This window comes from Pedobacter terrae (genome assembly GCF_900100705.1).
In the GTDB taxonomy this organism is placed as follows: domain Bacteria; phylum Bacteroidota; class Bacteroidia; order Sphingobacteriales; family Sphingobacteriaceae; genus Pedobacter; species Pedobacter terrae.
Genome location: NZ_FNCH01000008.1, coordinates 194,903 through 220,451 on the forward strand (window position 1 = coordinate 194,903; position 25,549 = coordinate 220,451).

At 42.0% G+C, this 25,549-nt stretch carries 20 protein-coding genes; 13 read left to right on the forward strand and 7 right to left on the reverse strand.

Features of this window, described 5'->3' with window-relative positions:
- Positions 1–888: 888 nt before the first annotated feature.
- The 6 genes from BLR60_RS12315 (at position 889) to BLR60_RS12340 (ending at position 7,321) form a co-directional block, all read left to right on the forward strand.
- On the forward strand, positions 889–3,303 hold the full coding sequence (locus tag BLR60_RS12315) for a TonB-dependent receptor (RefSeq protein ID WP_090500211.1): 2,415 nt from the start codon (positions 889–891) through the stop codon (positions 3,301–3,303).
- Positions 3,304–3,331: 28 nt separating this feature from the next.
- Positions 3,332–4,039 carry a DUF4625 domain-containing protein gene (locus tag BLR60_RS12320; protein ID WP_090500213.1) on the forward strand — a complete coding sequence of 236 codons (708 nt, stop codon included), beginning with the start codon at positions 3,332–3,334 and terminating at the stop codon, positions 4,037–4,039.
- A gap of 124 nt (positions 4,040–4,163) precedes the next feature.
- Positions 4,164–4,637: a DUF4625 domain-containing protein gene (locus BLR60_RS12325; RefSeq protein ID WP_090500215.1), complete on the forward strand. Its 474-nt coding sequence runs from the start codon at positions 4,164–4,166 to the stop codon at positions 4,635–4,637.
- Positions 4,638–4,665: 28 nt separating this feature from the next.
- On the forward strand, positions 4,666–5,583 hold the full coding sequence (locus BLR60_RS12330; protein ID WP_090500218.1) for a DUF4625 domain-containing protein: 918 nt from the start codon (positions 4,666–4,668) through the stop codon (positions 5,581–5,583).
- Between the two features lie 78 nt (positions 5,584–5,661).
- Positions 5,662–6,291 (forward strand): peroxiredoxin family protein, encoded by a 630-nt coding sequence (locus BLR60_RS12335; RefSeq protein WP_143009072.1) that lies wholly within the window; start codon positions 5,662–5,664, stop codon positions 6,289–6,291.
- 109 nt (positions 6,292–6,400) lie between these two features.
- Entirely contained in the window at positions 6,401–7,321 is a 921-nt protein-coding gene (locus BLR60_RS12340; RefSeq protein WP_090500222.1) for a DUF4625 domain-containing protein, read from the forward strand.
- 454 nt (positions 7,322–7,775) lie between these two features.
- Here BLR60_RS12340 and BLR60_RS12350 read toward each other — a convergent pair whose 3' ends face one another.
- From BLR60_RS12350 to BLR60_RS12360, 4 genes are all read right to left on the reverse strand, one after another.
- A complete protein-coding gene (locus tag BLR60_RS12350) occupies positions 7,776–8,012 on the reverse strand; it encodes a hypothetical protein (protein ID WP_143009073.1) in 237 nt (78 codons plus the stop codon).
- A gap of 70 nt (positions 8,013–8,082) precedes the next feature.
- The gene (locus tag BLR60_RS25320) at positions 8,083–9,372 is read right to left on the reverse strand and encodes a BCCT family transporter (protein ID WP_262502283.1); all 1,290 of its coding nucleotides are present in this window, start codon (positions 9,370–9,372) and stop codon (positions 8,083–8,085) included.
- The gene (locus tag BLR60_RS25325; RefSeq protein ID WP_262502284.1) at positions 9,332–10,096 is read right to left on the reverse strand and encodes a BCCT family transporter; all 765 of its coding nucleotides are present in this window, start codon (positions 10,094–10,096) and stop codon (positions 9,332–9,334) included. The genes BLR60_RS25320 and BLR60_RS25325 overlap by 41 nt, the downstream gene beginning before the upstream one ends.
- Positions 10,097–10,350: 254 nt before the next feature.
- Complete coding sequence (locus BLR60_RS12360) at positions 10,351–11,208, reverse strand: ion transporter (RefSeq protein ID WP_208600629.1); 858 nt, start codon at positions 11,206–11,208, stop codon at positions 10,351–10,353.
- A gap of 51 nt (positions 11,209–11,259) precedes the next feature.
- Between BLR60_RS12360 and nhaA the strand changes: the two genes are divergently transcribed.
- The 7 genes from nhaA (at position 11,260) to BLR60_RS12395 (ending at position 20,252) form a co-directional block, all read left to right on the forward strand.
- Positions 11,260–12,594, forward strand: coding sequence for a Na+/H+ antiporter NhaA (gene nhaA / locus BLR60_RS12365; protein WP_244155650.1), 1,335 nt, complete (start codon positions 11,260–11,262; stop codon positions 12,592–12,594).
- Between the two features lie 8 nt (positions 12,595–12,602).
- Positions 12,603–13,940: a TIGR00341 family protein gene (locus tag BLR60_RS12370; protein WP_090500228.1), complete on the forward strand. Its 1,338-nt coding sequence runs from the start codon at positions 12,603–12,605 to the stop codon at positions 13,938–13,940.
- 262 nt (positions 13,941–14,202) lie between these two features.
- Complete coding sequence (locus BLR60_RS12375; RefSeq protein ID WP_090500230.1) at positions 14,203–14,604, forward strand: hypothetical protein; 402 nt, start codon at positions 14,203–14,205, stop codon at positions 14,602–14,604.
- 680 nt (positions 14,605–15,284) lie between these two features.
- On the forward strand, positions 15,285–15,857 hold the full coding sequence (locus BLR60_RS12380; protein WP_090500232.1) for a hypothetical protein: 573 nt from the start codon (positions 15,285–15,287) through the stop codon (positions 15,855–15,857).
- 86 nt (positions 15,858–15,943) lie between these two features.
- Positions 15,944–17,692, forward strand: a complete 1,749-nt coding sequence (locus tag BLR60_RS12385) for an APC family permease (protein ID WP_090500234.1) — start codon at positions 15,944–15,946, stop codon at positions 17,690–17,692.
- Positions 17,693–17,701: 9 nt separating this feature from the next.
- Positions 17,702–18,595 carry a mechanosensitive ion channel family protein gene (locus tag BLR60_RS12390; protein WP_090500236.1) on the forward strand — a complete coding sequence of 298 codons (894 nt, stop codon included), beginning with the start codon at positions 17,702–17,704 and terminating at the stop codon, positions 18,593–18,595.
- 427 nt (positions 18,596–19,022) lie between these two features.
- Positions 19,023–20,252 carry a cation:proton antiporter gene (locus BLR60_RS12395; RefSeq protein WP_090500238.1) on the forward strand — a complete coding sequence of 410 codons (1,230 nt, stop codon included), beginning with the start codon at positions 19,023–19,025 and terminating at the stop codon, positions 20,250–20,252.
- Between the two features lie 124 nt (positions 20,253–20,376).
- Here BLR60_RS12395 and BLR60_RS12400 read toward each other — a convergent pair whose 3' ends face one another.
- From BLR60_RS12400 to BLR60_RS12410, 3 genes are all read right to left on the reverse strand, one after another.
- Positions 20,377–21,633, reverse strand: coding sequence for a DUF2254 domain-containing protein (locus BLR60_RS12400; protein ID WP_244155651.1), 1,257 nt, complete (start codon positions 21,631–21,633; stop codon positions 20,377–20,379).
- A 180-nt stretch (positions 21,634–21,813) separates the two neighbouring features.
- Positions 21,814–22,848: an AI-2E family transporter gene (locus tag BLR60_RS12405; protein WP_090500240.1), complete on the reverse strand. Its 1,035-nt coding sequence runs from the start codon at positions 22,846–22,848 to the stop codon at positions 21,814–21,816.
- Positions 22,849–22,918: 70 nt separating this feature from the next.
- The gene (locus BLR60_RS12410) at positions 22,919–25,144 is read right to left on the reverse strand and encodes a bifunctional alpha,alpha-trehalose-phosphate synthase (UDP-forming)/trehalose-phosphatase (protein WP_090500242.1); all 2,226 of its coding nucleotides are present in this window, start codon (positions 25,142–25,144) and stop codon (positions 22,919–22,921) included.
- Positions 25,145–25,549: the final 405 nt, after the last annotated feature.

Here is a 25,549-nt window from a genome sequence, read left to right on the forward strand (position 1 = left end):
TAGTTGCATCCTCAAGTGTTTTTGAGAACTCAAAACCGTCCATAGCTTCTTGGTATCGAGAAAAATTTGCGCTGCGTATTGGGTTCTGCCTTTGGTTGCAGTGATTCATGAACTATACTCACTTACAGCCTGGGCATCAAGCTCATCCTTACGATCCATAATTGCCTGGGCTACTCTTTCCAACATTTAATGTCTCCAAACGAAGGTAATTCCACCTTATTTGTTTTCTTTCGGTTGTAAAACCTATGTTCAACAATTACGGAAAAGAGAAAAACTGCCTGTCAAAAACTCAGGTAGCCATCTGTATATAAACTGTTACAAAGTTTAAACGCGATATTATTAGATAATTAAAATTTTTAATGCAACTTTGTCGCGAATGAAAAAGCAATTGATTTCTTCTCATCCCGCAATGCATCGGCTCCTGTCGATGCTTCTTGTGATGCTTTTTTTTTCCATCTCGATTTTACAGCTTTCGCATACCCATCGAGTACTTGCTTCTGAAAAGGAAAATATTACTTCGGATTCAGTGTCCGCACTAGAAAAGTGCGAAATATGTGATTTTATCATCAATAAACAAAGCAAGCATCTTCCCGCGTATTTTTCGGCAAGAACTATCGTTCTTTCACCCGTTGAAATAACCTATAATTGTAATTCCTGTATCTGCAATTACGAATTCACTCTTCAGGGCTTTACCAACAAGGGGCCGCCCATCCCGCACTCCTAAACCTATTCTATTCAGTTATCTGAGTGGATAGCTTTATTCATGACACACATTTTTTTTTAGAAAATGTAGCTTCTTCTTTTATTTTTTATCCGGCTGTGCCACTGCGCTTTTTGTTGCGCACTAAGCCATATAAAGCCTACTGATAAGTGACTATTTTTACTAGTATGCAAAAATTTATTTGCACATTTTTTCTATTGACTTCATTATTTTCCAATGCCTTTGGGCAAAACTTTAACCTGGGGGGGTTGATAAGTGATGGACAACGGCAGCCAATTTCCGGCGTGGTGGTATCGGTTTCCGGAAGTAACAAAACCGTCGTCACTGATCGAGATGGCCATTTCTTAATTAAAAGCCTTGATAGTGGGACAACAACGATAAGATTCGCAAGATTGGGTTATACCGCTATTGAAAAGACCTTCAATATCCATACGGATGATCTCAAGGTCCATGTAATCCTCGTCGCTGAGGTTAGACAATTAAAAGAAGTGACCATCGAGGATGGTCATACCGGCCAGAAGAATAAAACCGAGTCGCTGAATATCCAAACGGTAGATGCCGCTTTTATTCAGCGGAATTTAGGCGGAAGCCTTATGAAAACACTGGAACGCCTTCCGGGAATAAAAACAATCGGCATTGGTTCCGGTCAATCCAAACCCCTCATACGCGGGTTAGGTTTCAACAGGGTGGTGGTAGTGGACAAAGGCGTCAAACATGAGGGCCAGCAGTGGGGCGCCGATCATGGACTTGAGATTGATCAGTTCGCGGCTAATCAGGTGGAGCTGATTAAAGGCGCCGCATCCTTTATCTATGGTTCGGATGCGATTGCAGGAGCAATTGCGATAAACCCTGCGCCTATACCCATGGTCAATTCCATTGGCGGATCTGTTGATCTTATCGGCAAAACCAACAATAACCTTTTTGGTAGCTCGGTAAATTTGTATGCAAGAAACAAGCAATGGTTTTTAGATTCCAGGTTTACCTATCAGGACTATGGCGATTACCGGGTACCAACTGATGAGGTCTATGTATACGATTACCAGGTGAAGTTAAAGGATAATTTCCTGCGCAATACTGCCGGCAGGGAAATTGGTACCCATTTAAATCTTGGATATGTAAATGAGCGCTTCCGATCCGTATTTTATCTCAGCAACACCATCAGCAACAGTGGCTTTTTTGCCAATGCCCATGGACTTGAGCCCAGGAACGTCGATGCTGGAATGCATGATGCATCATCAAGGGATATTTTGCGGCCGAGTCAGAAAGTGAATCATTTTAAAATCATCAATCGAAGCGTTCTTGAGGATGGTAACCATAGATTTGAGGGCGAACTTGGCTATCAGCGAAATTTAAGAAAGGAATTCAGTGATTATGTAAACCATGGCTACATGCCATCGGTTTATCCATCTTTCATGACTGTTCCGTCTGACCTGGAACGGGAATTTGATAAGGTGGTTTATTCGGCGAATTTGCGAGACAGGATAACCCTTGGAAAACATGAGCTAAGTTTGGGGCTGAATGGCGAGCACCAGAACAACGGCATCAACGGATATACATTTTTGGTGCCTGCTTTTAATCAGTATTCAATCGGATCATTTGTATACGATAAATACAGGCTGAATGACAATATACTGCTTCATGCAGCGCTACGATATGATCACAGCCGGATCAAGATGTTCAGCTATACCGACTGGTTTCCTTCCACCATCACCAGCGGCGCAGTAGCAAGAGAAGAGTACGTAGTGCGCTCTTCAGATCTCAAAAGGCAATTCAACAGTGTGGTTTGGTCGGTGGGTGCAAACTATAATCTTGATCGATTTTCCTTAAAAGCAAATGTAGGTAAAAGCTTTCGCATGCCAATTGCAAAGGAGCTCGGCGCGAACGGCGTGAATTATCATTACTTCAGTTTTGAAAAAGGGGATCCTTCGCTGGCGCCTGAACAGTCCTATCAGGCCGACTTGAGCCTGGAATGGAAAGCGGAGCAATGGTCAATATTACTGAGTCCTTTTTACAATTATTTCTCAAACTACATCTACCTGAATCCTACTTCGGGCCACGATACAAATTACGGTGCTGGAAACCAGATCTTTCAGTATGCCCAAAGCAAAGTGGTCCGATATGGAGCAGAACTGCAGTTCAAAATCAAATTTCTTAAAACTTTAACCGCCGAAGCCCTGGGAGAGTATCTTTCCGCCGAGCAGCGTTCGGGTGACAAGGCAGGATACACCTTGCCTTTTTCTCCACCTGCTTCAGCGTTATTCAATCTGACCTGGTCGCCGGTGCTGAAAAACAGACCCGAAGGAACCTATTTCTCAATTGATTACAGGGTAACCAGTCCACAGAACAATATCGTTCCGCCTGAAAAGAAAACACCGGGTTATCAGCTGATCAACCTACAGGCAGGCACTAAAATAAAATTTTACAATCAAAGCCTGATGATCAGCCTTCAGGCACAGAATGTACTTAACACACGGTACCTCAATCACACCAGTTTCTACCGGCTGATAGCGCTTCCTGAAATGGGGCGCAATATCGTATTGTCTGTCAAAATACCTTTCAGCAGCATCAAAAACAAATCTTAAATATTCAGTAACATTTAAAATTCAAATCATGAAAACAACGAAAACCTTATTATTATTTTTTCTTTTTGCCATCACCTTTAGCGCCTGTAAAAAAGATGAACCGGTGCTCCAGGCACCAATGATATCAGCGCTTGAGGTTGGTACCAGCAACAACAAGATCGCTCATCCTGGAAACGACCTGCATATTGAAGCCCAGATCGCCGCACCAGCGAATATCAAAGATGTCGTACTCGAAATCCATCCGGAGTCCGGAAGCGGCTGGAATGTCAATACTACTTACACCGAAGGATTTGTGGGGCTTAAAAATGCGGAATTCCACAAGCACATTGATGTGCCTGCTGATGCCAAGGTAGGCGCCTACCATGGCCACCTGAAAGTTACTGACCAGAATGGACAGGTAAGCGAAATCGAGTTCGACCTTCAGGTAACCGCAGATCCAAGTCTTGCAAAAGTGACGGGTTTCGAGGTTGGACTAAATGCTGCCGGAAATGACCTTCACGTAGAAGCGGCTATCACTGCGCCAAACAAGATCGCTAAACTGGTATTGGAAGTACACGGTAACGGATGGGAAAAAGAAGTGAGTTATGAAGATGCAGCGTTAGTAGGAAAAACTAGTTATACCCTGCACAAACATCTTGAGGTTGCAGCGGCTCCAAAGGGTCATTATCATGTTCACCTAAAGGTCATTGACCAGAGTGGCAAAGAAGTGGAATTTGAGGAACATTTTGACAAATAATTTCTCACCCATATTTAGTGATCGTCGATTCAAGCACCAATCAAGATCATATCGGTTAATTACACACCCATAAACAGATTTCAACCCGGTCATTCGGCCTGGTTGAAGTCATAACTTTTACCATATGAAAAAAGCATTTTTTTATTTTTCCTTCTTAACGGTACTATGCCTGTCTGCCTGTAAAAAAGAGACTGAAAATGAAATTGATACCGAGTATCCAACAATAGATGTAACTGCGGCTAGCGCATTTCCCAAACAGTGTGGTGAGGTGAGCCGGGGAGAAACCTTCACGTTTAGAGCGCTACTTGGTGATAATACGGCCCTCGGCTCATTAAGCCTTGACATTCACCACAATTTTGATCACCATACGCATAGTACCGAAGTGGAAACCTGCTCAATGGAACCGATCAAGGTTCCGGTCAAGCCATTTCTGCTCATCAAAAGTTTTCCAATTCCTGCTGAGCAAAGATCATTTCTGATGGAACAACAGATCACCATACCCTCCGATATTGATCCCGGAGATTATCACTTTATGATCCGACTGACTGACAAGGAAGGATGGCAAACGATCAAAGGACTCAGCATTAAAATCAAATAACTAACTGCATTTCTAAAAAATATATCACATGAAAATTAAAAATCTGATACTGTCCCTGGCATTCATTACAGTCAGTATCTCTGCCTGTAAAAAAGATGGCGCAGAGCCAGAGACATTAAAACCCACTGCTGAAAATGTAGAGATTGGTACGGCAAATAATAAAAGGGCGCTCAGGGGCCGCGACTTCCATTTCAACGCGGATATTCTGGCAGCCAGTAAAATCAAGGACGTCAAACTCGTGATCTCTCAAAAAGCCGGACAGAACTATGCTTCAATCTGGAAGTTTGAGCTCTCGTGGCCAGAATACATTGGGGTGAAAAACACAAACGTTCACAAACATTTTATCATTCCAGCTACTGCACCGGAAGGAACCTATAATTTTGCAGTAATCGTTCAGGATGAGAATGGATCTCAACTGGAGATTAAAGAGGATCTCGTCATCCTGGATCCGGCGAATCTTCCGGTTGACCCGAAAATCGGAAGGGATTTTGTTTCCAGAAATGGCACACTGATTTATTATACTGACGTTTTCGAAGAAAAAGAACTTATCTTCAAAAAGGGTGACGAAATGAGCCTTCATGCCCAGGTGAGCGAAATTAAGGATGACGGAATTCTTTACTCGGTTCTGATCAAAAAGAAGGCAAATTATTATCCTGAAAGTATAGATAAGCTGGATCTAAGCAAGGTTATTGTCGTGACCAAAGTAGAGCATAAAGCACTTGGTAATGCAGGAAAGGTATCCACACTTAAGCTGGTTAATGGAGTGTATGGAGGAGAGACCATCACGGTCGGTTCTGCCATGGACAATAATGAACCCTCCGCTAATTCAATTACCGGAGAGAAAGCGTGGGAATCCGGCCAGTACCAATGGGTAATCCTGTACAAAAACACGACGCACAATATCAGCGTATTCAAGAGTGTTCCCATCACCATCAGTTATAACTAGTAAGAAACTTTACCAGCTACCCTGCTATGGAGAATTGGCTTTTCCAGCGGGTAGCTTCGGTATCAAAAAGTATATGATGTGAAAAGAAAGTACTTATACATACAATCATTTACATCTTTGTTGCTCCCCGCCATTTGTTTTATGGTATGCTTAACTGGTGGAAATGTAGCGTTTGCACAACAGAATGCTTATGAAGAAGTGCTTTCCAGATTTATTGGAGAGCATAAATACGATATTGAGAAACCCGGCGCGCTTGATGGGGTACAGGCCCCCGATTTCTCAGCTGAGACTATCGTAGGAAAGTCAGTAAGCCTAGCCTCGCTAAAGGGAAAGGTAATAGTCTTGAATTTTTGGTTTATTGCCTGTAAACCATGTAAACTTGAGGTTGATCCGCTGAATGAAATTGTGGATAAGTATAAAAATAAAGACATCGTATTCTTATCTATTGCCCGCGAAAAGCAGGAGGATCTCTTGCAATACCTTGCAGCTAACACGTTCGATTTTCAAACAATTGCCGATCCAAAAGCTTTCATCGCAGGAGATGTTTTTCATATACTGGGTTATCCAACAACAATTGTCATTGACCGCATTGGCAAAATCAGGTATTATAGTCTGGGTGGAAAAATCAATGAAGACGCCGTCCGTGCAGATTTCAAAAGAGAGCTGATTCCGGTGATAGATGAGCACCTATCAAAAGACATGAAATAATCACCTCACGAAAACTTCTATATTACTGGTATTTAGTGGCCAGCCTTATTTACCCGTTACTTGAAATATAAAGCCAATTTTATTACAAACAAAAACATATAATTTTATTATGAAAATTTTTAAATCAGTATTACTTTTATTATTGGCACCTCTTGTTTTTACCGCCTGTAAAAAAGACAGGCCGGAAACCGAACTTCCTTTGCCCACGATAACCAATCTGGAAATTGGATCAGGCAATAACGGGCAAGGGATTATCGGACGGGACTTTCATTTGGACATGGATGTAACCGCTGGAGATAAAATCAATACTGTTCAGGTTATGATTAGCCAAAAAAAGGGCATTACCTATCCCGCCCCCTGGTCATTTGAGCTGACCTGGACAGAATTTAAAGGCGTTCGGAACACCAATGTTCATAAACACTTCACCATCCCTAAAGAGGCTTCCTCTGGTGAATATGATTTCATTATCAAGGTCGCCGATGAGAACGGATCAGTGCTGGAACAAATGCACTCCATCAAACTGGTCACAGCGGAAAGCCTTCCAGTTAATCCGCAGATGTATTCGTTGATGCTGGAAAAAATGGATAAGGGATTTGTGTATATCTTCAACAGGGGATTTATGCTTGGGGATGATAAGGGTTATTCAAAAAATGAAAAATTAAGGGCTTATGTGGACATCAGCGAGGTAAAGGGTGATGGAATCATGTACAATTTTTTAGTTAAAAAAAGCGCCGGTCACCTTCCGGAATCTGTAGATAAAATTGATTTCTCAAAAGTGATAATAACGGACATGAGGGAACATGCCGGTGTAACTGCTACGAATACTTTCACCAATTACGTAGGTCTTCCAAACTTCAGTCCAAAGGAATTCCAGATAGGCGCTTCAGTGGAAAACAACATTTCCTCCAATGCTATCGGCGGCGACAAAGCATGGACAAATGGTGAATATTATTTTGGTGTTGTGTACACTAATAATACTTACAACATGAGTGCACACTATTATATCCCATTAACGATCAAAGGGTTTTAAGCGCAAGTAATTTGCGAACAAATGGCCTGCCCTGGCTCCTTTATCATTAATATATTCTATTGACGAGGCGGTCTCAATACCGGCTACCAGATCCTATTCTTCGGTAGCCGGTATTCTTTTCTAGGATTTTTTGATAAAACACTCCTCCAGCTATGTACATTGATACATCCAGCCAATCAGCAGTATATCTCTCATTTATAAGCGGCATGATAGCTTCAAATAAAACTGCATAGAAAAATACAATGAAGATGATTTGCCAGATCTGGAGCCTATAAAACGAAAGCCTGAATATCTTTTGCATTGCCCGTCTAGCCAATATTGCGGTAATGGGTACAATTAAAAGATCATTAAGGTAAAACTGTATCCATGTGGGAAATACATAATCCAGTCTATTTCCGACATATACAAGAATACCCACTGCCGATAATGAAAAGAACCAAATGTTTTCCCTCATCTAGGCCAGCGCAAATACTATCACTCCCCCAATGATGGATACCAATGCGATAAATACATATTTTGCATAAGGTGGCATCCGGTCTAGAAAATTATCCTGATCATTATTATTGGAGAATATATCTCGTGATGGATCAAGTAAATTTCCACACTTTTTACAGCGTTGTGCTTTGCTGTTTTTCTTAGTGGAATTCCAAGTATCACATTTATCGCATTTAATACTACTTTTATTCGTCATATTTTCAAGAAAATTTGGTTTATCATTGCCAGGCAGAATAACCATAGCAACGATAAAAAACGCATGGTTTTTAACTATTATCCTTGAGCGTATTATCTAAAAACATTTCATTTTTAACATCCGAGGAAAGTTCAATAAACCTTTCATATTGTTTCAATGCATCGGCAATGACTTCGCGCTTACTGAAATATTCAATGTTGTAGCCAGGCCGATTATCACCAAAATAGGTTACCGGAATGAAGGTACTTTTTTCTTTGATCCCCGGAAGGTTTTTCTCATCAACTAAGAAACCTGAAATAATTTTCGATTGGACCCTGACCCCATATTTAAAATCCTCAATCACTTTATGTTTGATGGTAATTTCAACGGAAAACGGATCTTCTGACCGTGTTACAGAGGCCAGGATTTGTTTTTTTTGAAAAGCCGCTGCAAGCTCCTGCAGTGCAGGGTGTACGGTTGCGGTAATAAAACCACTTACTGCTTCACTGTTTTTGTAGGAAAGGATATGTTCCAGTCTTGCTTCCCAGAATTCGCCCGACCAATTCGTTGCCGCAGGTGAATAGCCTTTTTTGTAGTAACTATAGTCTATCCTAAGCCCTGCCATGAGGCTATAGCAGAACATGCACATGATGAGTGAAAATGGTAATGCAGTAATGAGCGTCATCGTCTGAAGGGATTGAAGTCCTCCTGCATTTAATAGGACAAGTGATAAAAGACCTAACAGAATCCCCCAGAATATAAGCTGCCACTTGGGAGATTTTTTAGCATTGTTAGATGCTATGTTGTCCATTACGAAAATTCCCGAATCAGCAGAGGTAATAAAGAAAATAAAGATGATAAATATAGCCAGAAAGCTTGTCACCGAAGAAATCGGAAATTGTCCAAGGAACTCAAAAAGAAGCTTATCCGTATTCTCTACGATACTGCTCAATACCCCGTCCCTGCTTCGGTCAAGCCAGGTTGCGCTATTTCCAAATACTGTCATCCAAAGGAAATTAAAAAATGTTGGAATGATCAGTACAGCTCCGATAAACTCCCTTATTGTCCTGCCTCTGGAAATCCTGGCAATAAAAAGTCCGACATATGGTGACCAGGAAATCCACCATGCCCAATAGAGGATTGTCCAGTTGAAAAACCAGGGCTGGGTAGCCTCGTCATATGCATGGGTATTGAAAGTGAGGGTAAAAAACTGCGAGAGGTAGTTTCCAATCCCTTCTGAAAAGGAGCCAAGTAAAAAAACTGTGGGCCCGAGGATTAAAATAAAAATCATCAGGGTTATCGCTGCTACAATGTTAAGCTGGCTTAAAAATTTTACGCCTTTATTCACTCCGGAAGTAGCCGAGATTACAGAAATCAGCATAATGATGAACACAATGCCCACCTGATACCAAAAGCCTGCCTTTCAAAAACCCAACTTCAACCAGTCCGGCATTAAGCTGAACTACCCCAAAACCCAATGTGGTTGTAATACCAAAGAATGTGCTGCATAAAGCAAATGTGTCAATGGCATCACCTGCTGAACCGTTAATTTTATTTTTCAGGATGGGATAAAAGCAGCTGCGAAGGGACAATGGCAATTTGTAACGAAAGGTAAAGTACGCCAACGACAACCCAACAACACCATATACTGCCCAGGCATGAATTCCCCAGTGAAAAAAAGTGTAAAGCTGGGCATTTCTCGAACGCTGAACCTGGTCCAAACCCGAAAATGCTTTTTCTGTATAATGCGACATTGGTTCGGCCACACCAAAATACATAAGTCCGATACCCATTCCAGCAGCGAACAACATTGATATCCATGAAAAAAAGGAATGCTCAGGTTTTTCATCATCATCCCCAAGACGTGTTCCACCGTATTTACTGAAAGTTAGTACCAATAGAAAAATCACAAAGATGGTAACCGACCATACGTAAACCCAGTTCAGATTCACAAATATCCAGGTTTTTACAATATCAAGGGTAGACGCTGTTTGGTTAGGGAAAAAACTAGAGACCAGCGTAATGGATATGATAAATACCAAACTTGGCACTATGATACCAGGTTTGAATGTTGATTTTTTAAAGATTTGTTGAAGTATGTTCATGGGCAAGACTTCAACATAAGACAAAACGGACTATGTTTTGTTTGGTATTGAGCTCAGGGAATATCTTACAATGCTGTAAAAGATCTATTTTTCATGATCAAACCCGATGATGATCATGCGTTGCTGCTGTAATTCTTTTTTACTGGGTACCCTTTTGAAGGATAAATTTTGCTGGTGATACTTAGACGCGTTATTGTTGCCCGGATTATTTTACCAGCTTTGACCATGCTCAGAAATAATGTAATCCCTAATCCCTAATTTTTGATTTGAAAACCACAATTATGACAGAACCTGTCACGCTCGCTGTGAAGTGCTGCAGAACAGTCTGGACATTTTGCCTTTGCCTCCTCGGTAGCCCTAGACATTTCGACTGAAACAATACCAGTTGGAACGGCAATGATACCATAACCAATGACCATAAGTATGCTGGCGAGCATTTGCCCTAGCGGGCTTTGCGGAGATATATCGCCATAGCCAACGGTGGTGATGGTAACAATTGCCCAGTAGATGGACATCGGGATACTAGTGAAGCCACTATTCTCCCCTTCTATAATATACATTAAGGTACCAATAATGGTCACCAGCGTAATCACACTGGAAAGAAACATTACAATTTTGTAAAGGCTGGCCCTTAGCGCTTTTCTCAGAATGTTGCCCTCATAAAGGAATTGCGTTAGTTTGAGTATCCTGAAGACACGGAGCAACCGGAAAGCACGTACCACTACAAGATACTGGGTGCCAATAAAAAAGAGGCTGAGGTATGTGGGGATGAACGCGATTAAGTCTACTATCCCATAAAAACTGAAAATATAACGAAGGGGTTTGTGGCTGGCATATATTCTAAGGAAATACTCAACCGTAAATAAAATGGTGAATATCCATTCCAGTATGTGTATGGTCTGGTAGAATCTTTCCCTGATTGATCCTACGCTTTCCAGAAAAACGGAAAGAATGCTTAGCAGGATCAATACAAGAAGCACCACATCAAAAAATTGACCGGCCCTGGTATCAGATCGAAAAATAATGATATATATTTTTTTTCTAAGGATGTCGTTAGCCCTGATCATGTTCTCTGAATCCGTTTTTTTGGCAAAATAGCATATTAACTTCATAATTAAAATCTGTAGTTTCACTAAAAATGTATATTTGGATTTTTGCGAAATATGGAAAAAACAACGATTGAAAAAATCATGGCGCCTGTAAGCCGTTTCATACACCTGGAATATACCAGTGGAATAGTGCTGCTTATCAGTGTAGTTATCGCGATTGCATGGGCCAATTCACCCTTTCATGATTTTTATGAACACCTCTGGCACATCAATTTTAAGGTTGGATTTGATAAGTTTTTACTCAGCCAGCCCTTACATATCTGGATCAATGATGGGTTAATGGCCATATTTTTCTTTGTGATAGGCTTAGAGCTTAAACGCGAATTTATGGAGGGAGAACTCTCATCCCTGCAAAAGGCCTCGCTTCCTATGACCGCGGCACTAGGGGGCATGCTGGTTCCAGCAGCAATTTATTTTTTTATTAATAAAGGCACAGATGCTGCACATGGCTGGGGAATACCGATGGCCACCGATATTGCATTTGCGCTGGCCCTGCTCTCCATGGCCAGTAAACACATTCCGGTTTCGGTTAAGATTTTTTTATCGGCACTCGCAGTGGCAGATGATTTGGGCGCGGTATTGGTGATTGCGTTTTTCTATACAGATCAGATTAATTTTATGCCGCTCGCTGTTGGTGCAGGATTTTTAATATTATTGATGGTGGGAAACAAAATGGGGATACGAAGCACTATATTTTATCTTTTGCTGGGTATTTGCGTGTGGATTGGATTTTTGCTCTCGGGTGTACATGCCACCATTGCGGGTGTGCTCGTAGCCTTTACCATCCCGGCCGTTACCCGGATTGATGAGCAGATTTATTCCAACAACTTAAGAAAGCTGTCTTACGATTTTGAAGCCGACATACCAGAAAGGGGAAGTTTGATCACGCCGCTACAAAATAAGACCATCCAAAAAGTGAAGACATTGAGCATGGCAGCCGAAACTCCGTTGCAGACTATCGAACATGCCCTACATCCCTGGGTGGCGTTTGGAATTATGCCCCTGTTTGCACTAGCCAATGCTGGCATCGTAATCACCTCAGATTTTTTCAGTTCCATCATCAACCCCGTATCTATAGGGGTTGCCTCAGGTCTTGTTATTGGAAAGTTTTCCGGCATTTTGCTTTTTTGCTGGATCATGGTAAAATTCCGTCTTTCCAGTTTACCCGAAGGGGCAAACTGGAAACATATCGCCGGTGTTGCTTTACTTGCTGGGATCGGATTTACCATGTCGCTATTCATCAGTGGACTTGCCTTTAAAAACCCGGCATTTATTGATCAGGCCAAATACGGTATCCTGATCGCCTCGATTCTTGCCGGAATTCTAGGGACCATAGTTCTTAAACGCATCGGAGCCAAAACATCGATAGACGGAGAAGTAAACGCATAAAAGAAAATATGGAGAAGAAAACAGATGACGTTTGGGGCGCCTTAAGGGCATTTATTGCAAACCGCTTCAACCTTCATATCGATAAGGCCAATGAAACTGAAGTGGTTGATTCAATATCCAGAAACTCAATATTTGTAGGCGGCCCGCTCTGGACCCTTATCTTCGCCATCATTATTGCCTCTGTCGGACTGAATGTCAACTCGACAGCAGTGATTATCGGCGCCATGCTAATTTCCCCGCTCATGGGACCTATAATGGGAATAGGCCTTGGTATTGGAACGAATGACTTTGAGCTGGTCAAAAAAGGGGGAAGAAATCTACTGATCGCAACCTTTATTAGTATTATCACCTCAACGATCTACTTCTATATTACCCCACTACACGAGGCGCAGAGTGAACTTCTAGCCAGAACCACTCCCTCTATATGGGATGTATTTATCGCTTTTACCGGGGGGCTGGCGGGCATCATAGCCGCCACCAGGAGAGACAAGAGTAACGTTATCCCGGGGGTAGCAATAGCAACAGCGCTAATGCCTCCACTCTGTACGGCAGGCTATGGGCTTGCCATGGGCAACTGGCCTTTTTTCTTTGGCGCATTGTACTTGTTTTTCATCAATAGTCTGTTTATCTGTATCTCTACCTATCTTATCGTAAGATTCTTGAAGTTTGACAAAAAACATTTCGAGGATCCGGGCGTGGAAAAAAAAGTTTCCAGATATATTCTCATCAGCGTCCTTCTCACCGTCATTCCAAGCATATACCTCGCCTACGGCATTGTACAGAAAAGTATTTTTGAAAACAACGCGCAGACGTTCATTCGTGAGCAATTCAACTTCAAAACTACCCAGGTGATCAACCGGAACCTTCGTTACGCTAAGGGAGAAAAAGAAATCGACCTGCTGTTGATTGGTGACGAACTTCCCCAGACTACAGTAAACTCGATAAAGGGCAGCTTAAAAAAATACAAGCTGGAAGGAACTACTTTGCGGATAAGGCAGGGGCTTAATGCCCGGCAGGAAATTGATTTTTCTCAGATCAAGGCTAGTATAATGGAAGATGTCTTCAAAAAAGAGAACCAGTCAGGTAGCGCATTAAAGGCCGATAAGCTTGCCCAGCCGCTGCCTGACATCAGACCTGAGCTGATCGCCCTGTTTCCGGAGATCAAAAGCTATTCGCTTTCCAATACGGTAGTGAGCAGGCTAGATACACAAAGCAGGGACACCCTTACCCTTTTCAGTGCCGAAGTCTCCAAGATGCCCAATGCTAGCAATCAGGTGAAGATCCGTTCCTGGCTTAAGAGTCGGCTAAAAGTAGATTCTTTAAAAGCGATTTATAGTAGTAATTGATCTGCAATTAGCGATAAAATAGTTATCTAACCTGTTCAGTGATAAGGTTTACAAAAATGGTGTCGAGAGATGACTGAAAAAATAACATCTAGAACAAATTAATGCTTAATAAAACGAAACGTTAACCAGATCCATGCTATCAAAACTGTTCTTCAAAAATCGGCCTTCTTCTTTCTTCCTGCTACCACGCCAGATTGTTTTCCCCTTCTAAAAAGGGTTTTTAAATTACTTTTCGTATATTGTGGATTACTACTTCCAATTAATGAGGAAAAAAAATATTGTAACAGCTATAAAAAAGTATTTGCCCTTAATTATGGGAACGGCATTTGCCTGTTTTATTGTTTTTTCGTCTCATTCATTAAGGGCAAAGATAATTGCATCCGAATCATGTCCGAAAATCACCTCTTTTGAAAAGGATTTTGACAAGATCACTTACAACATTCCAGTAAAAACAAGCGGCTTTACTTTTTCTAACCCCGAGGCAAGGCAATCGAAGTATAGGAAGAAATTCCAAATGGGTACAGATTCCCATATCGAGTTTAAAGCAGAAGAAACCTTTGTCTACAAGGTATCTAAACACTTCCTAGAGGTTACGATCAATTATCATACGCCTAATGTAACCACCGCTGTCGTACTTTTCATCTACAGGCTGGCTTCTTTTTAATTTCTTATCCAGTTAATTATCAATATTCTACATTGAAGCTACGCTAGATTGGGTATTCATCTTACAGAGCTTTTAGCACAATTGAACGCATTGTTTATGTAATCCTCATGTGGCTAAAGTCTTGATATTTCACTCCAATTTTGCCGAAACCATTCATATGCTGAACAGGCGTTGCTGTTTTAATCACATAACGATGGAAGTAATAAAACAAACAAAAAATGATTAGTATACTGTAAATAAAAGATTAGCTTAATCATAAGTCCCGCTAACAATACATTGTTGTCTGGAATTGGGCCGGATGGCATTTCTGGCCCTTTTTCCGTTTTGAGCTTATAGAGGAAAAAAAGGATTGAATCAGTGTACTCCCCGCATTAGCGACACCAATAATACAAAACATAAAGCAAGGAAATCAGTAAGTTAAACCGTTGGTTAAATGATGAGACCGGAGTCAAAATATAATTAAATGCTAATTGATATCTGGTTAAACCTGTGAATCTGCAGAATTTCGTGATGACGGTAAATGAGCTACAGACTCAGCTTGTCCGACTGAATGCCTAACCTTGGCATGCCAGAGAATTACATCGTTCTCGGACGTTAAGTTTTTTTGGCCTGATTCGTGTTAAAAGTAATAAACAGCCAAGAATAAACTTTTTATCTATCAATCATTCAAATGTTACATTATGCAAGAAAACAGACCAATTGATCAGCAACGGTTATCGCAACAGCGCGCACCAATGGTATCCAGAAAAAGTTTACTTATTGTCATTGTCATATCCCTGGTCCTGCTATCGGGCCTTTGGATATGGAAAGCAGTCGAATTAGGTAGGGTCAGATCTGAAAACGACATGGCCTATAAACTGCTCAAAAGAAAAGTTTCCGTGCAAATGGATTCTAGTTTAAAGTCCCAATTGTTATTATTATCGAAACCCTTTGTCTGGGCAATCCGGGATAAAATGATCTCAGGAAACAGGCAGGATATCAATATTTATATGAATCAGATGGTAAAAGAAAGACACTTTGAGAAAATCTCCATTGTTGATCAACGTAATGTGATTTTGCTTTCTACAGATAAAAAAGAGGAAGGAAAGCCCTACTCAACCTTTTACAATGACTCTTTCTTAAAATCTGACAGCACGAAGATGTATACTCAATCTGGCAGAACCATAGTCATTACTGCCCCGATACTAGGCTTGGATAAACGTCTTGGTACACTTTCAATTAAATATAACATGCCAAATCCAACTTTAGATTGACCTGCAAAGAAAATGGATCCAAGATTTTTTGTAATGCAAGATATCCTCAGAAATGATTCAATTAACTTAGTTTAAACATATAATTGATGGCCACATCTCTACATAAACCCTCATTTAAATTAAACGAACTTCAGGCAACTGCTATCTGCGGAAATGATATCAGCTCTTCCTGCCTATATGTTGCTGCGCTTACCATTTCATTTGCCGGCCAATACGCCTGGATTTCGCTGATCATTGTAGGACTGGTGCTTTTTCTTTTTAGAAAAATATATGGGGAGGTTGTTGGAGCGCTTCCTTTGAATGGCGGTGCTTATAACGTATTGCTTAACACCACCTCCAAGTCTACTGCATCGTTTGCGGCATGCCTGACTATATTGTCTTATATGGCTACCGCTGTGATTTCGGCATACGAGGGCATGCACTATTTCCGAGATATTGTGCATGTGCTTCCGTTGATTCCGGCGACCATACTGTTGCTATTGATTTTTATGATGCTGGCGATTATAGGAATCGGTGAATCCGCTGTCGTTGCGGTTATTATCTTTATCACGCACATTGCTTCCCTCACTTTGCTGATACTGGCAGGGGGCTGGTTCGTCATCCATCATGGAGTAGCGATATTCGAGCAGAACTGGCAACTTCCTGTCCGGTCAGGCGGGATTATGGCAGCCCTGTTTTTTGGATTTTCCGCAGCCATGCTCGGGATATCCGGATTTGAAAGTTCTGCGAACTTCGTGGAGGAACAACGGCCAGGCGTTTTCCCAAAGACGCTAAGGAACATGTGGCGGGTGGTGAGCTTCTTTAATCCTGCCATTGCCCTGCTGGCGCTGAGCATCATACCTCTTGCCGGTATTGATGACCGTAAGGAATCCCTTCTTTCCTTTATGGGAGAAACCGCGGGCGGCAAATGGCTGGCCTACCTGATCTCCATTGATGCTGTTTTGGTTCTCAGCGGAGCGGTATTAACCTCCTATGTAGGCGTAACAGGACTTGCTGAGCGTATCGCCCTGGACAGGATCCTGCCTAATTTTTTTCTGGTAAAAAACAGCAGAGGCGTTAATTACCGGATAGTCATCGGTTTTTTTATTTTATGTCTTTCGATACTATTGGTAACCAGGGGAAATCTGGTAAACCTTGCCGGGGTCTATACTTTTTCCTTCCTGCTGGTCATGGCGCTTTTTGGCATGGGCAATCTGATGCTGAAAATTAAAAGGAACCGCCTGCCACGACCTGAAAGGGCCTCAATACTTTCCGTGATCGTTGCCATATCTTTTATTCTGGCCGCTTTCTTTGGTAATCTGCTACTCAACGCCCATGCTTTTTTCGTTTTTCTGCAATACCTGGTTCCCGCTATGCTTTTCATCATCGTGATGCTGAAAAGGGCGCAGATTATCAAGTGGACACTCTATTCGATGCGCCATCTCGACAAATCTTATAAAAGGCTGGTTCTTGATAATATCAGGCTTCACCGGGCACTTATAAAGATCAATGCCCAGGAACTTGTATTCTTCACGCGGGGGGACAACGTTGCGGTTTTGAACAGGGTAATGATTTACGTAGAGGAAAATGAGGCCACAAAAAAAATAAAGATTGTGCATGTTGCAAACAGCGATAGCGACAATGAGAACCTGAAATCCGACATCCTGGTTTTGGATCGAGCCTATCCCGAAATTGATATCGATTTTGTGGAAATAGAGGGAAAGTTCGGTCCCGAACTGATTGAACAATTATCACAAGAGTGGGAAATCCCTAAAAACTTTATGTTTATCGGATCGCCGGGAGATAAATTTCCATACCATGTATCCGAACTTGGTGGAGTTAGACTGATCATGTAATTGAAAGATATGAATATAGAACACGCTTATGAACTAATTTTGGATAAACTCAGCCTCTGGGCAAAGGAGTTCATCAGAATTTTACCAAACATTGCCCTGGCAGCATTCATTCTGGTCTTAGGGTTTTATGCCGCCAAGCGCCTGCGCAACCTGCTGAGGAAAGTCTTGAAACGTTTTATTTTAAATGAGGCGCTGGACAACCTGTTTAGCTCTGTAATTTATATTTTTTTGCTCGGCATTGTAATATTTATGGCCCTGAGCGTGCTGAAGTTAGATAAGGCGGTAACTTCCATTTTAGCCGGGGCAGGAATCATCGGACTTGCCCTTGCATTTGCCTTTCAGGATATCGCGTCAAATTTTATTTCAGGCATTTTCCTTTCGGTGAGGAAACCCTTATATGTTGGGGACATTGTGAAGATCAAGGATTATATGGGAAAGGTAGAGGAGATTAACCTCAGGGATACCGTCATCAGGACCTATCAGGGACAAATGGTTATTATTCCGAATAAAGATGTTTTTCAGAGCCCCATAGAGAACTACACCCTGTTGGGTAAACGTCGTGTCGACCTGAAAATAGGAATCTCCTATGGTGAAGATCTTGAAAAAGTAAAAGCACTGACCATTGACGCGGTTAAGGATATTGAAGGTTTGGTTGATGAGGAAGAAGTGACCATGTTCTATACGGAATTTGCGGACAGCTCTATTAATTATGTGATCAGGCTATGGATCAATATCCATGAAAACGTAAATTTTTTAGAAGTTCAGAGTCAATGTATCATCAGAATCAAAAAAGCGTATGATGCGAATAATATCATGATACCCTTTCCTATAAGAACACTTGATTTTGGAATTAAGGGCGGCGTTTCGCTGAAAGAAATTCAGCAAGATGCTACTGTAGACTAATGGGGCCCGCTTCTACCACACCTCGATAAATAATCTAAACCAAATTAAAGTACCAATGTTACTCCGTTAGTATCTGCCAGCATGCGAAGCCGTTAGACAACAACATTAACTTACTAAAATCATACAATCATGAGAAATTATGTATGCTCCTCGGGAATATAAGCTGCGTTGTGCTAGGCTACAGAGAACAAATGAGATGATTGAGCGGAATGTAAAAAAAATTGCCGGTATTATTTTGATTGTAATCAGTCGTACCCTTTATTCCCTGGAACCCTGCCAGTCAGGCGGATTCCGGCATTCTTCTTTTATTTCATTCTTTGGATATGGGGTCTTATCTTATTTGCCACAGCAAAGACAAAGCCATAATACTATTCAGCATGTCGTATATGATGTCCGGTTTTTTATACCTTAAAAAGAATTCAAAAAGATGAGTCAGTATATCTTATTAATGCTAATCGCGGGAATTGCCAGTATTGGTATGGCGTTTATTCCTTCGATGGCCAGGAAAATTGGTATATCATATTCTGTTATCTATGTTGCTGTCGGCATGTTGATCTACCTTATATGGCCGACAGCCCTGCCCGATCCTCGTCCGCAGAAAGATAACAGCCTGGTGCTCCACCTCACCGAGCTGATTGTTATCATCTCGCTGATGGGTACAGCAATCAAGATTGATAGAAGTTTCTCATTCAGGAAATGGTCTACCCCGATCCGGCTGATTCTCATTGCCATGATCCTGGCGATATTAATTTCGGCATTACTGGGTGTTTTTGTTTTGGGGCTCACCCTTTCAGCTGCGCTATTGCTTGCCGCCGTTCTTGCGCCAACAGACCCAGTCCTTGCTGCCGATGTACAGGTTGGGCCGCCCAATGAACGCGGTAAATCGGAGCCCCGTTTTGCGCTGACTTCGGAGGCCGGACTAAATGATGGTATGGCATTTCCGTTTACATGGCTCGCCATTTTAGTAGCTTCCCAAGGCATCAGCGCCAACTTGTTGTGGCACTGGACATGGTATTACCTTTTCTTCAAGATTGCAGGAGGCCTGGTTATAGGCTGGCTTTGTGGCAAGCTGGTGGGATATCTGGTATTCTCTATCTCTGAAAAATATCGTTTATTAAAGGCTTCTGATGGTTTTCTTGCCATTTCCCTTACGCTTTTTACCTATGCCATAACAGAATCATTTCATGCCTATGGGTTTATTGCGGTATTTATTGCGGGGCTAACCTTAAGGCATTATGAGAAAGGCCATGAGTATCACCAGCAACTCCATTCCTTCACCGATCAAATGGAAAGGATGCTTCTGGCTGTGCTGCTAATTTTTTTTGGCGGCTCGTTAGTTGGCGGAGTACTTGCTCCGCTGACCCTCAAAATGGCGCTGGTATCAGTGGGATTTGTAGTGCTGGTGCGGCCGTTCTCCTCCTATGTATCTCTTTTGGGAAGTTCAACGCCTATAAAGGAAAAACTTGCAATCAGTTTTTTTGGCATTCGCGGTATGGGGTCTATCTATTACCTTGCCTTTGCTTTCGGCGAAGTAAAATTCGAACAGCAGGATGTACTGTGGGCAGTTGTATCCGCTACCATCCTGATTTCCATCGTCCTCCATGGTCTGACTGCGACGCCCGTAATGGAGCGTCTTAGCAGCAAAAAGAATAAATGATAACCAAATCTACCTTAAGGGATTTCACAAAAAATCTTATCAGCATCAATGTATATTAGTAATGGGTGCTGAATATACTTGACACTTTCCAATGGTATTCTCTTTTTGATGGTGATGGTCAGCGTCACTTAACGTCCAAATTTAAATCCTGATACATCTCTGATCGCTTTACTTCGTCAAGCATCTTATGAAAAACCGGTATGGTTGTATGTATGCAAAGAAGTACAAGAATATGATGCATTTCCATTGTAACGAGTCTATCCTGCTTTCCATAGTCCCAAATAGGATAAATACAATCCGCAAAAATCTCTTCCAAGGTTCTTTCCTTGACTAAGATCCTGGCGACCTTGTCCTGATCAACGATTTCATGTTTTGGATAGTGCTCACTTCTAATTTTTAGCAGATTGCCAAGTGCCTGCAGACTTAATATTGCTGTCCCAGGATCATTAATACCTGGACTGAGTGCTTTAACTGCGACTTCCATTAATTGCCTGAAACCATAATAATAATTGGTATCAATATTTTGTCCGCCATGTATATTGATCAGGCCTGTCATTTCCTCCCGGAGATCTTCAGAAATCTCATTCTTGTTCAGGACTGATAAAACGGGTGTGTTTTTTATGATCATTGTTCCACTTGGCCATTCGGTACGGATAACAAGGTTTTCCCGCGAGCATAAAGCCAGCAGTGGTTTTTCCATAAAGCCCTGATAGATTCCAGACTTGCTGGCGTATATAATGGTAGCTGATAATTGAGGATAGGACGGTTCATGAACATCTCGGTTAACACATTTCTTTTCAAGACTTTTCTGTGTATCATTGAAGATTTTATGAATTATGGTTTCATATTTGACCGACTGGGTAACATAATGAAGGAAATAAATGAAAAGGAAGATATCGATTACCGTAAAAGAGATGAGCAGATAGGTACTGATGGCAGGCACGTATACACCGGAGTCAATATCGCGGATGGTGCTAAGGAGGAATAGTGCATATACGATGGTCCCGATGTAAAAGCCTAGAACAATCTGCTGAAAGCGGTTACCGATAAGCTTTTCAAGTATCCTGTTACTCATTTGTGAGGCGGCCTGATTTAAAAGTATCATCACCATACTGAAACTAAAAACGGTCAGGGATATAATCCCACCGGTAATTGTGGAGATGATGCTCCTGGCAGTACTTGCATCTTTAAGGGTAAGCCAATGGGAATTTGACTTAATGGCTTTTCCGGATTCGGAATAATCAAACTGGACCATGAATACCGATAGAAATAAGAACACCAAGGCAACAATTGCCGGTATAAAGGCAATGCTGCTGATTGTTTTAGAATATAGGATATCCATCGACTTGAGCGTATTTTGGACCAGGACTTTTACTTTCATTTCCTCATTTTATATTTAATTTATCAGCTTTATCTGCCTTAGCTGCATCACCTAAAGTGATCACTGCGAACCAACATATGACTTCAGTTTTATCGTTCTTCTCCCCAGACCTGTCGCAAAGTTAGCTAACATAGCAAGTACTTGCAGCAGATAGGAATGTAACGCTTTAAATAAACGTTATCAACCTTCAGGACTTCTTTTTTTGATGTATAGATTTTTGATTAAAATTATGACCACAACGGTCAGTGGCGTGGATAATACAAGCCCCCAGCTTCCTGTCAAAGCACCGAGCATCATCTGCGCAGAAATGATCAATGCCGGAGGGATATTAACCATTTTTTGTTGTATGATTGTTGTGATAAAATTGCTTTCGATAAATTGAATCAGAATATATAATCCTGTGATCCAAAGGGCAGTTTGCGGACTTTGCAAAAGACCCACAAGCACTGCTGGTAAGAGTGCAAGAATAGGTCCAAAATTTGGTATAAAGCTTAGTATACCAGCCAACAAGGCAAGTACAAGCCATAGGGGGATTCCAAGAATTGCAAGGCCTATAGCGGTAAGAATAAATACCACCAGCATAGATAACAGCTTACCTTTAATCCATTTTCTAAGCTGAATGCCAAGGGTATCGATTAGATTTCTGGTTTCAGCCTGCCCCTGTTCTGGAACAAGTTCAACCACACCATCAATATATGTTTTTGGAGACACGGCAATGAAAAGGCCAATGAATATTACGACATAAATATCTCCAAATCCTCCAAAAGTCGAAGTAAAAAATCCGGTAGCAAAACCTTGAATCTTCTTGCTGGATTCTTCACTGGTAATTCTTTCCATAACCTTATTGCCAATATCACTATTGGTCAACCTGCCCTTTAAATTTTCTATGGTTTTGGGTAACGTCTCGGAAAGCTCTGACACCTGAGTTTCAATTTGTGCACCGACCAACCAGAAAAAACCAACTGTTAGCAATATAACGACAAAAATTGCTATCGCTGTACAAACCTTTTCATTCCAGCCCAGCCAACTTTCCAATATTCCGCTGCAGCCTCTAAAAAATACTGCCAGTAATATCCCTGCGAATATTAGCAACAGAACACCAAAAGTGGCCTGCATAATCAATAAAAAGCTTGTTGTCAAGGCTACAATTCCTACAGCAATCCACACCTTTTTAATGTAGCTAAATTCTGAAGTTAATTTATCCTGTTTTTCCATAATCCAATGCACTTATAGTGTGCTATTAATGATAACTGATTTCTTGGTATTGCGTCGGGCATTACTACTATTAAACAATATGATCAGGAAATTCGATAATGGTACCCAAAAGAGAAGATACTACATGAGGGCTATGTAAATTATAATCCGCCAGGGAAGCCTGATTTCCTATCTTGATGGTAAAGGCGCCCTTTTTGCCGGCCAGTGCACGGAACATGTCCTCATCAGTATGGTCATCTCCTATACAAAGGATAAAATTGTTTTGTTTCTCTTTCAGGATATTCTCCACGGCCCTACCCTTGTTGATTCCATGGTTTCTTACCTCAATGACACGGTTGCCATCGAGTACATCCAGGGAAAGTCCGGGCGTGATTTCCCGTAGCCTTCCATTGAGCTCACCAGCCCGCTTGAGACCAAGAGAGGCTTCTGTTTTGCGGTAATGCCAAGCGAGGGAGAAATCCTTTTCCTCAATAAAACTCCCTGGTGTCCTGGACACCATTTCTTCCATAACCGGCCTTATCTCTGTTTTCCAGCCGGCCGCCATGTCATTAATTGCAACCGCCCAGTTCCCGCCAATCGCCTTTACCTTGGCTCCATGTTCCCCGATCAGCCCAATGGGCAAATGCCCGAGCCATTTTTCAAGCGTAGCGCTGTCCCTCCCACTAATAATGTATAGACTCACCCTTGGATCTGAAGAGAGCGCTGAAAGCTGGGATAACAGCTGCTCGCCCGGAGCGGCGTGCTCAGGCCGTGAAGAAAAGGGTACCAGCGTCCCGTCGTAATCCAGCAGCAAAAGGCGGTGAGCACTCTTGGCATAGGCATTAAGCAATACCGATTTGGAAAAGGCGTCCATAAAACGGATATCCAATTTTTTCTGCCGCTCTTTGACCCTATGCAGCTGGGTAAAGAAGTCCAGTGCCCAGGCATTGACATCATACCTGCTTATCCGTTCGCGCATAACCGAAAGACGCCGGCCCTGCTCTAAGGGATCCATTTCCAGTGCAACGCTGATCGTTTCCGCCATCTCCAATACATCATTGGGATTGATGAGCAGGGATTCGGTAAGCTCGAATGCCGCACCGGCCATCTCGCTTAGAATCAGCACCCCCATGTTATCGTTCCTGCTGGCAACAAATTCTTTGGCTACCAGATTCATCCCGTCACGTAGCGGAGTAACTAGTGCGACATCGCATGCAGTATAAAGACCGAGCAAATCTTCGAAACTGAGGTGGTCATATTGGTAGATCACAGGCTGCCATGAAATGGTTCCCATAGTTGAGTTAAGCCTGCCGATAAATTCATCAATCCTTTTTTTCCTTTCCGAGTATTGAAAGATTGAATGCCTGGATGGTACTACGACCATGATGAAAACTATTTTTCCAATATAGGAGGGATTTGTAGTCAGAAAATGCTCAAATGCCCGTAGCCTGTTGAAAATTCCCTTGGTATAATCCAGCCTGTCCACTGAAAATATCATTTTCTTATCTCCTTTTATCGCAAGGTATCTATCTCTGGCCAGGCTGACCTTCTCTAAGCGATGTGCGTTATCAAAAACACTGAAATCAATACTCACAGGGAAAGCATCAGCTTTGATCTCCCGGTGCTGGTAGGTGATATAATCATTTTCCTGTTCAAGGCCAATGGAAAGTTCCAGGGATTTTAGAAAATGGCTTACATACTCAGCTGTGTGAAAGCCAATAAGGTCTGCACCGAGCACGCCTTCCAATAATTCCCTTTGCCATCCCCTGGGAATGACCCGAAAGAGTTCCGCTGAAGGGAATGGGATATGGAGAAAAAAGGCAATGGTAATACCGGGATTTTTCTTCCTTAAAAGACCAGGGAGGAGCATAAGATGGTAATCGTGTATCCAGACGGTATCATCTTCATGGATGACCTGGGATAATTTCTCGGCAAACTGCTCGTTCACACGCTTATAGGCCTCAAAAAAATCAGGCCGATAGTCTGCCAGTGAAGGAAAATAATGAAAAAGGGGCCATAGAACCGAATTGGAAAAACCGTTGTAATAATTTTCATAGTCAGAAGTGCTGGGGAAAATGGGTAGAAAATTATAATCTGTCCCGCCATGGTTAAGGGAGGCAAGGCTCCAGATATCTTCATCGCAGTCGGGTACACCTGCCCATACTTTTTCGGAAAATACCGCTCTACCGTGACCTTTAAGATAGGCACCTACAGCTGATACCAGTCCGCCCGAGGACTGGCGGAAGGAGTATCCTTCATTGTTTTTTTCTATGGATATTGGCAAACGGTTGGATACAATAAGTAGTCTTTTCTGCATAGCGGCATTTTAAAGTGAAACAACATGACGGCCGGATGATCTTTAAGGAAGGCCGCAGTACCCCAAGATTCCCGCAAGGGAGGGGGCTAAAATATTTCCGGCTTAACCGGGGATTTGACAAAGGTAGCAAAAATGAATTAAATGCCTTTTCTTGCAATAAAAACAACTCCTTTTTAGCTTAAAAGGCTTTATTTTGTTACATTGTGATATCAAAAAGAATATGATCAAAATCGTTACTCCTAAAATGCCCTTAATCATCTCTACCCAACTGAACACGCTTCTGCAGGACAGTTCCAGTAATTATAGGACGCTCCGGGACGGTTATCGGAAGCCCTCCCTCCTAGCTATCTTCCACGCGAAGAAATTTCCCTTCAACAGAGTTAATTCACGTAATGTTTAGTAAAT

Excerpts from the sequence above, each read along its gene's own strand:
- BLR60_RS12315 (WP_090500211.1), top strand. The coding sequence starts at position 889 with ATGCAAAAATTTATTTGCACATTTTTTCTATTGACTTCATTATTTTCC.
- BLR60_RS12320 (WP_090500213.1), top strand. The coding sequence starts at position 3,332 with ATGAAAACAACGAAAACCTTATTATTATTTTTTCTTTTTGCCATCACC.
- BLR60_RS12325 (WP_090500215.1), top strand. The coding sequence starts at position 4,164 with ATGAAAAAAGCATTTTTTTATTTTTCCTTCTTAACGGTACTATGCCTG.
- BLR60_RS12330 (WP_090500218.1), top strand. The coding sequence starts at position 4,666 with ATGAAAATTAAAAATCTGATACTGTCCCTGGCATTCATTACAGTCAGT.
- BLR60_RS12340 (WP_090500222.1), top strand. The coding sequence starts at position 6,401 with ATGAAAATTTTTAAATCAGTATTACTTTTATTATTGGCACCTCTTGTT.
- BLR60_RS12350 (WP_143009073.1), bottom strand. The coding sequence starts at position 8,012 with ATGACGAATAAAAGTAGTATTAAATGCGATAAATGTGATACTTGGAAT.
- BLR60_RS25320 (WP_262502283.1), bottom strand. The coding sequence starts at position 9,372 with ATGCTGATTTCTGTAATCTCGGCTACTTCCGGAGTGAATAAAGGCGTA.
- BLR60_RS25325 (WP_262502284.1), bottom strand. The coding sequence starts at position 10,096 with ATGAACATACTTCAACAAATCTTTAAAAAATCAACATTCAAACCTGGT.
- BLR60_RS12360 (WP_208600629.1), bottom strand. The coding sequence starts at position 11,208 with ATGAAGTTAATATGCTATTTTGCCAAAAAAACGGATTCAGAGAACATG.
- nhaA (WP_244155650.1), top strand. The coding sequence starts at position 11,260 with ATGGAAAAAACAACGATTGAAAAAATCATGGCGCCTGTAAGCCGTTTC.
- BLR60_RS12370 (WP_090500228.1), top strand. The coding sequence starts at position 12,603 with ATGGAGAAGAAAACAGATGACGTTTGGGGCGCCTTAAGGGCATTTATT.
- BLR60_RS12375 (WP_090500230.1), top strand. The coding sequence starts at position 14,203 with ATGAGGAAAAAAAATATTGTAACAGCTATAAAAAAGTATTTGCCCTTA.
- BLR60_RS12380 (WP_090500232.1), top strand. The coding sequence starts at position 15,285 with ATGCAAGAAAACAGACCAATTGATCAGCAACGGTTATCGCAACAGCGC.
- BLR60_RS12385 (WP_090500234.1), top strand. The coding sequence starts at position 15,944 with ATGGCCACATCTCTACATAAACCCTCATTTAAATTAAACGAACTTCAG.
- BLR60_RS12390 (WP_090500236.1), top strand. The coding sequence starts at position 17,702 with ATGAATATAGAACACGCTTATGAACTAATTTTGGATAAACTCAGCCTC.
- BLR60_RS12395 (WP_090500238.1), top strand. The coding sequence starts at position 19,023 with ATGAGTCAGTATATCTTATTAATGCTAATCGCGGGAATTGCCAGTATT.
- BLR60_RS12400 (WP_244155651.1), bottom strand. The coding sequence starts at position 21,633 with ATGAAAGTAAAAGTCCTGGTCCAAAATACGCTCAAGTCGATGGATATC.
- BLR60_RS12405 (WP_090500240.1), bottom strand. The coding sequence starts at position 22,848 with ATGGAAAAACAGGATAAATTAACTTCAGAATTTAGCTACATTAAAAAG.
- BLR60_RS12410 (WP_090500242.1), bottom strand. The coding sequence starts at position 25,144 with ATGCAGAAAAGACTACTTATTGTATCCAACCGTTTGCCAATATCCATA.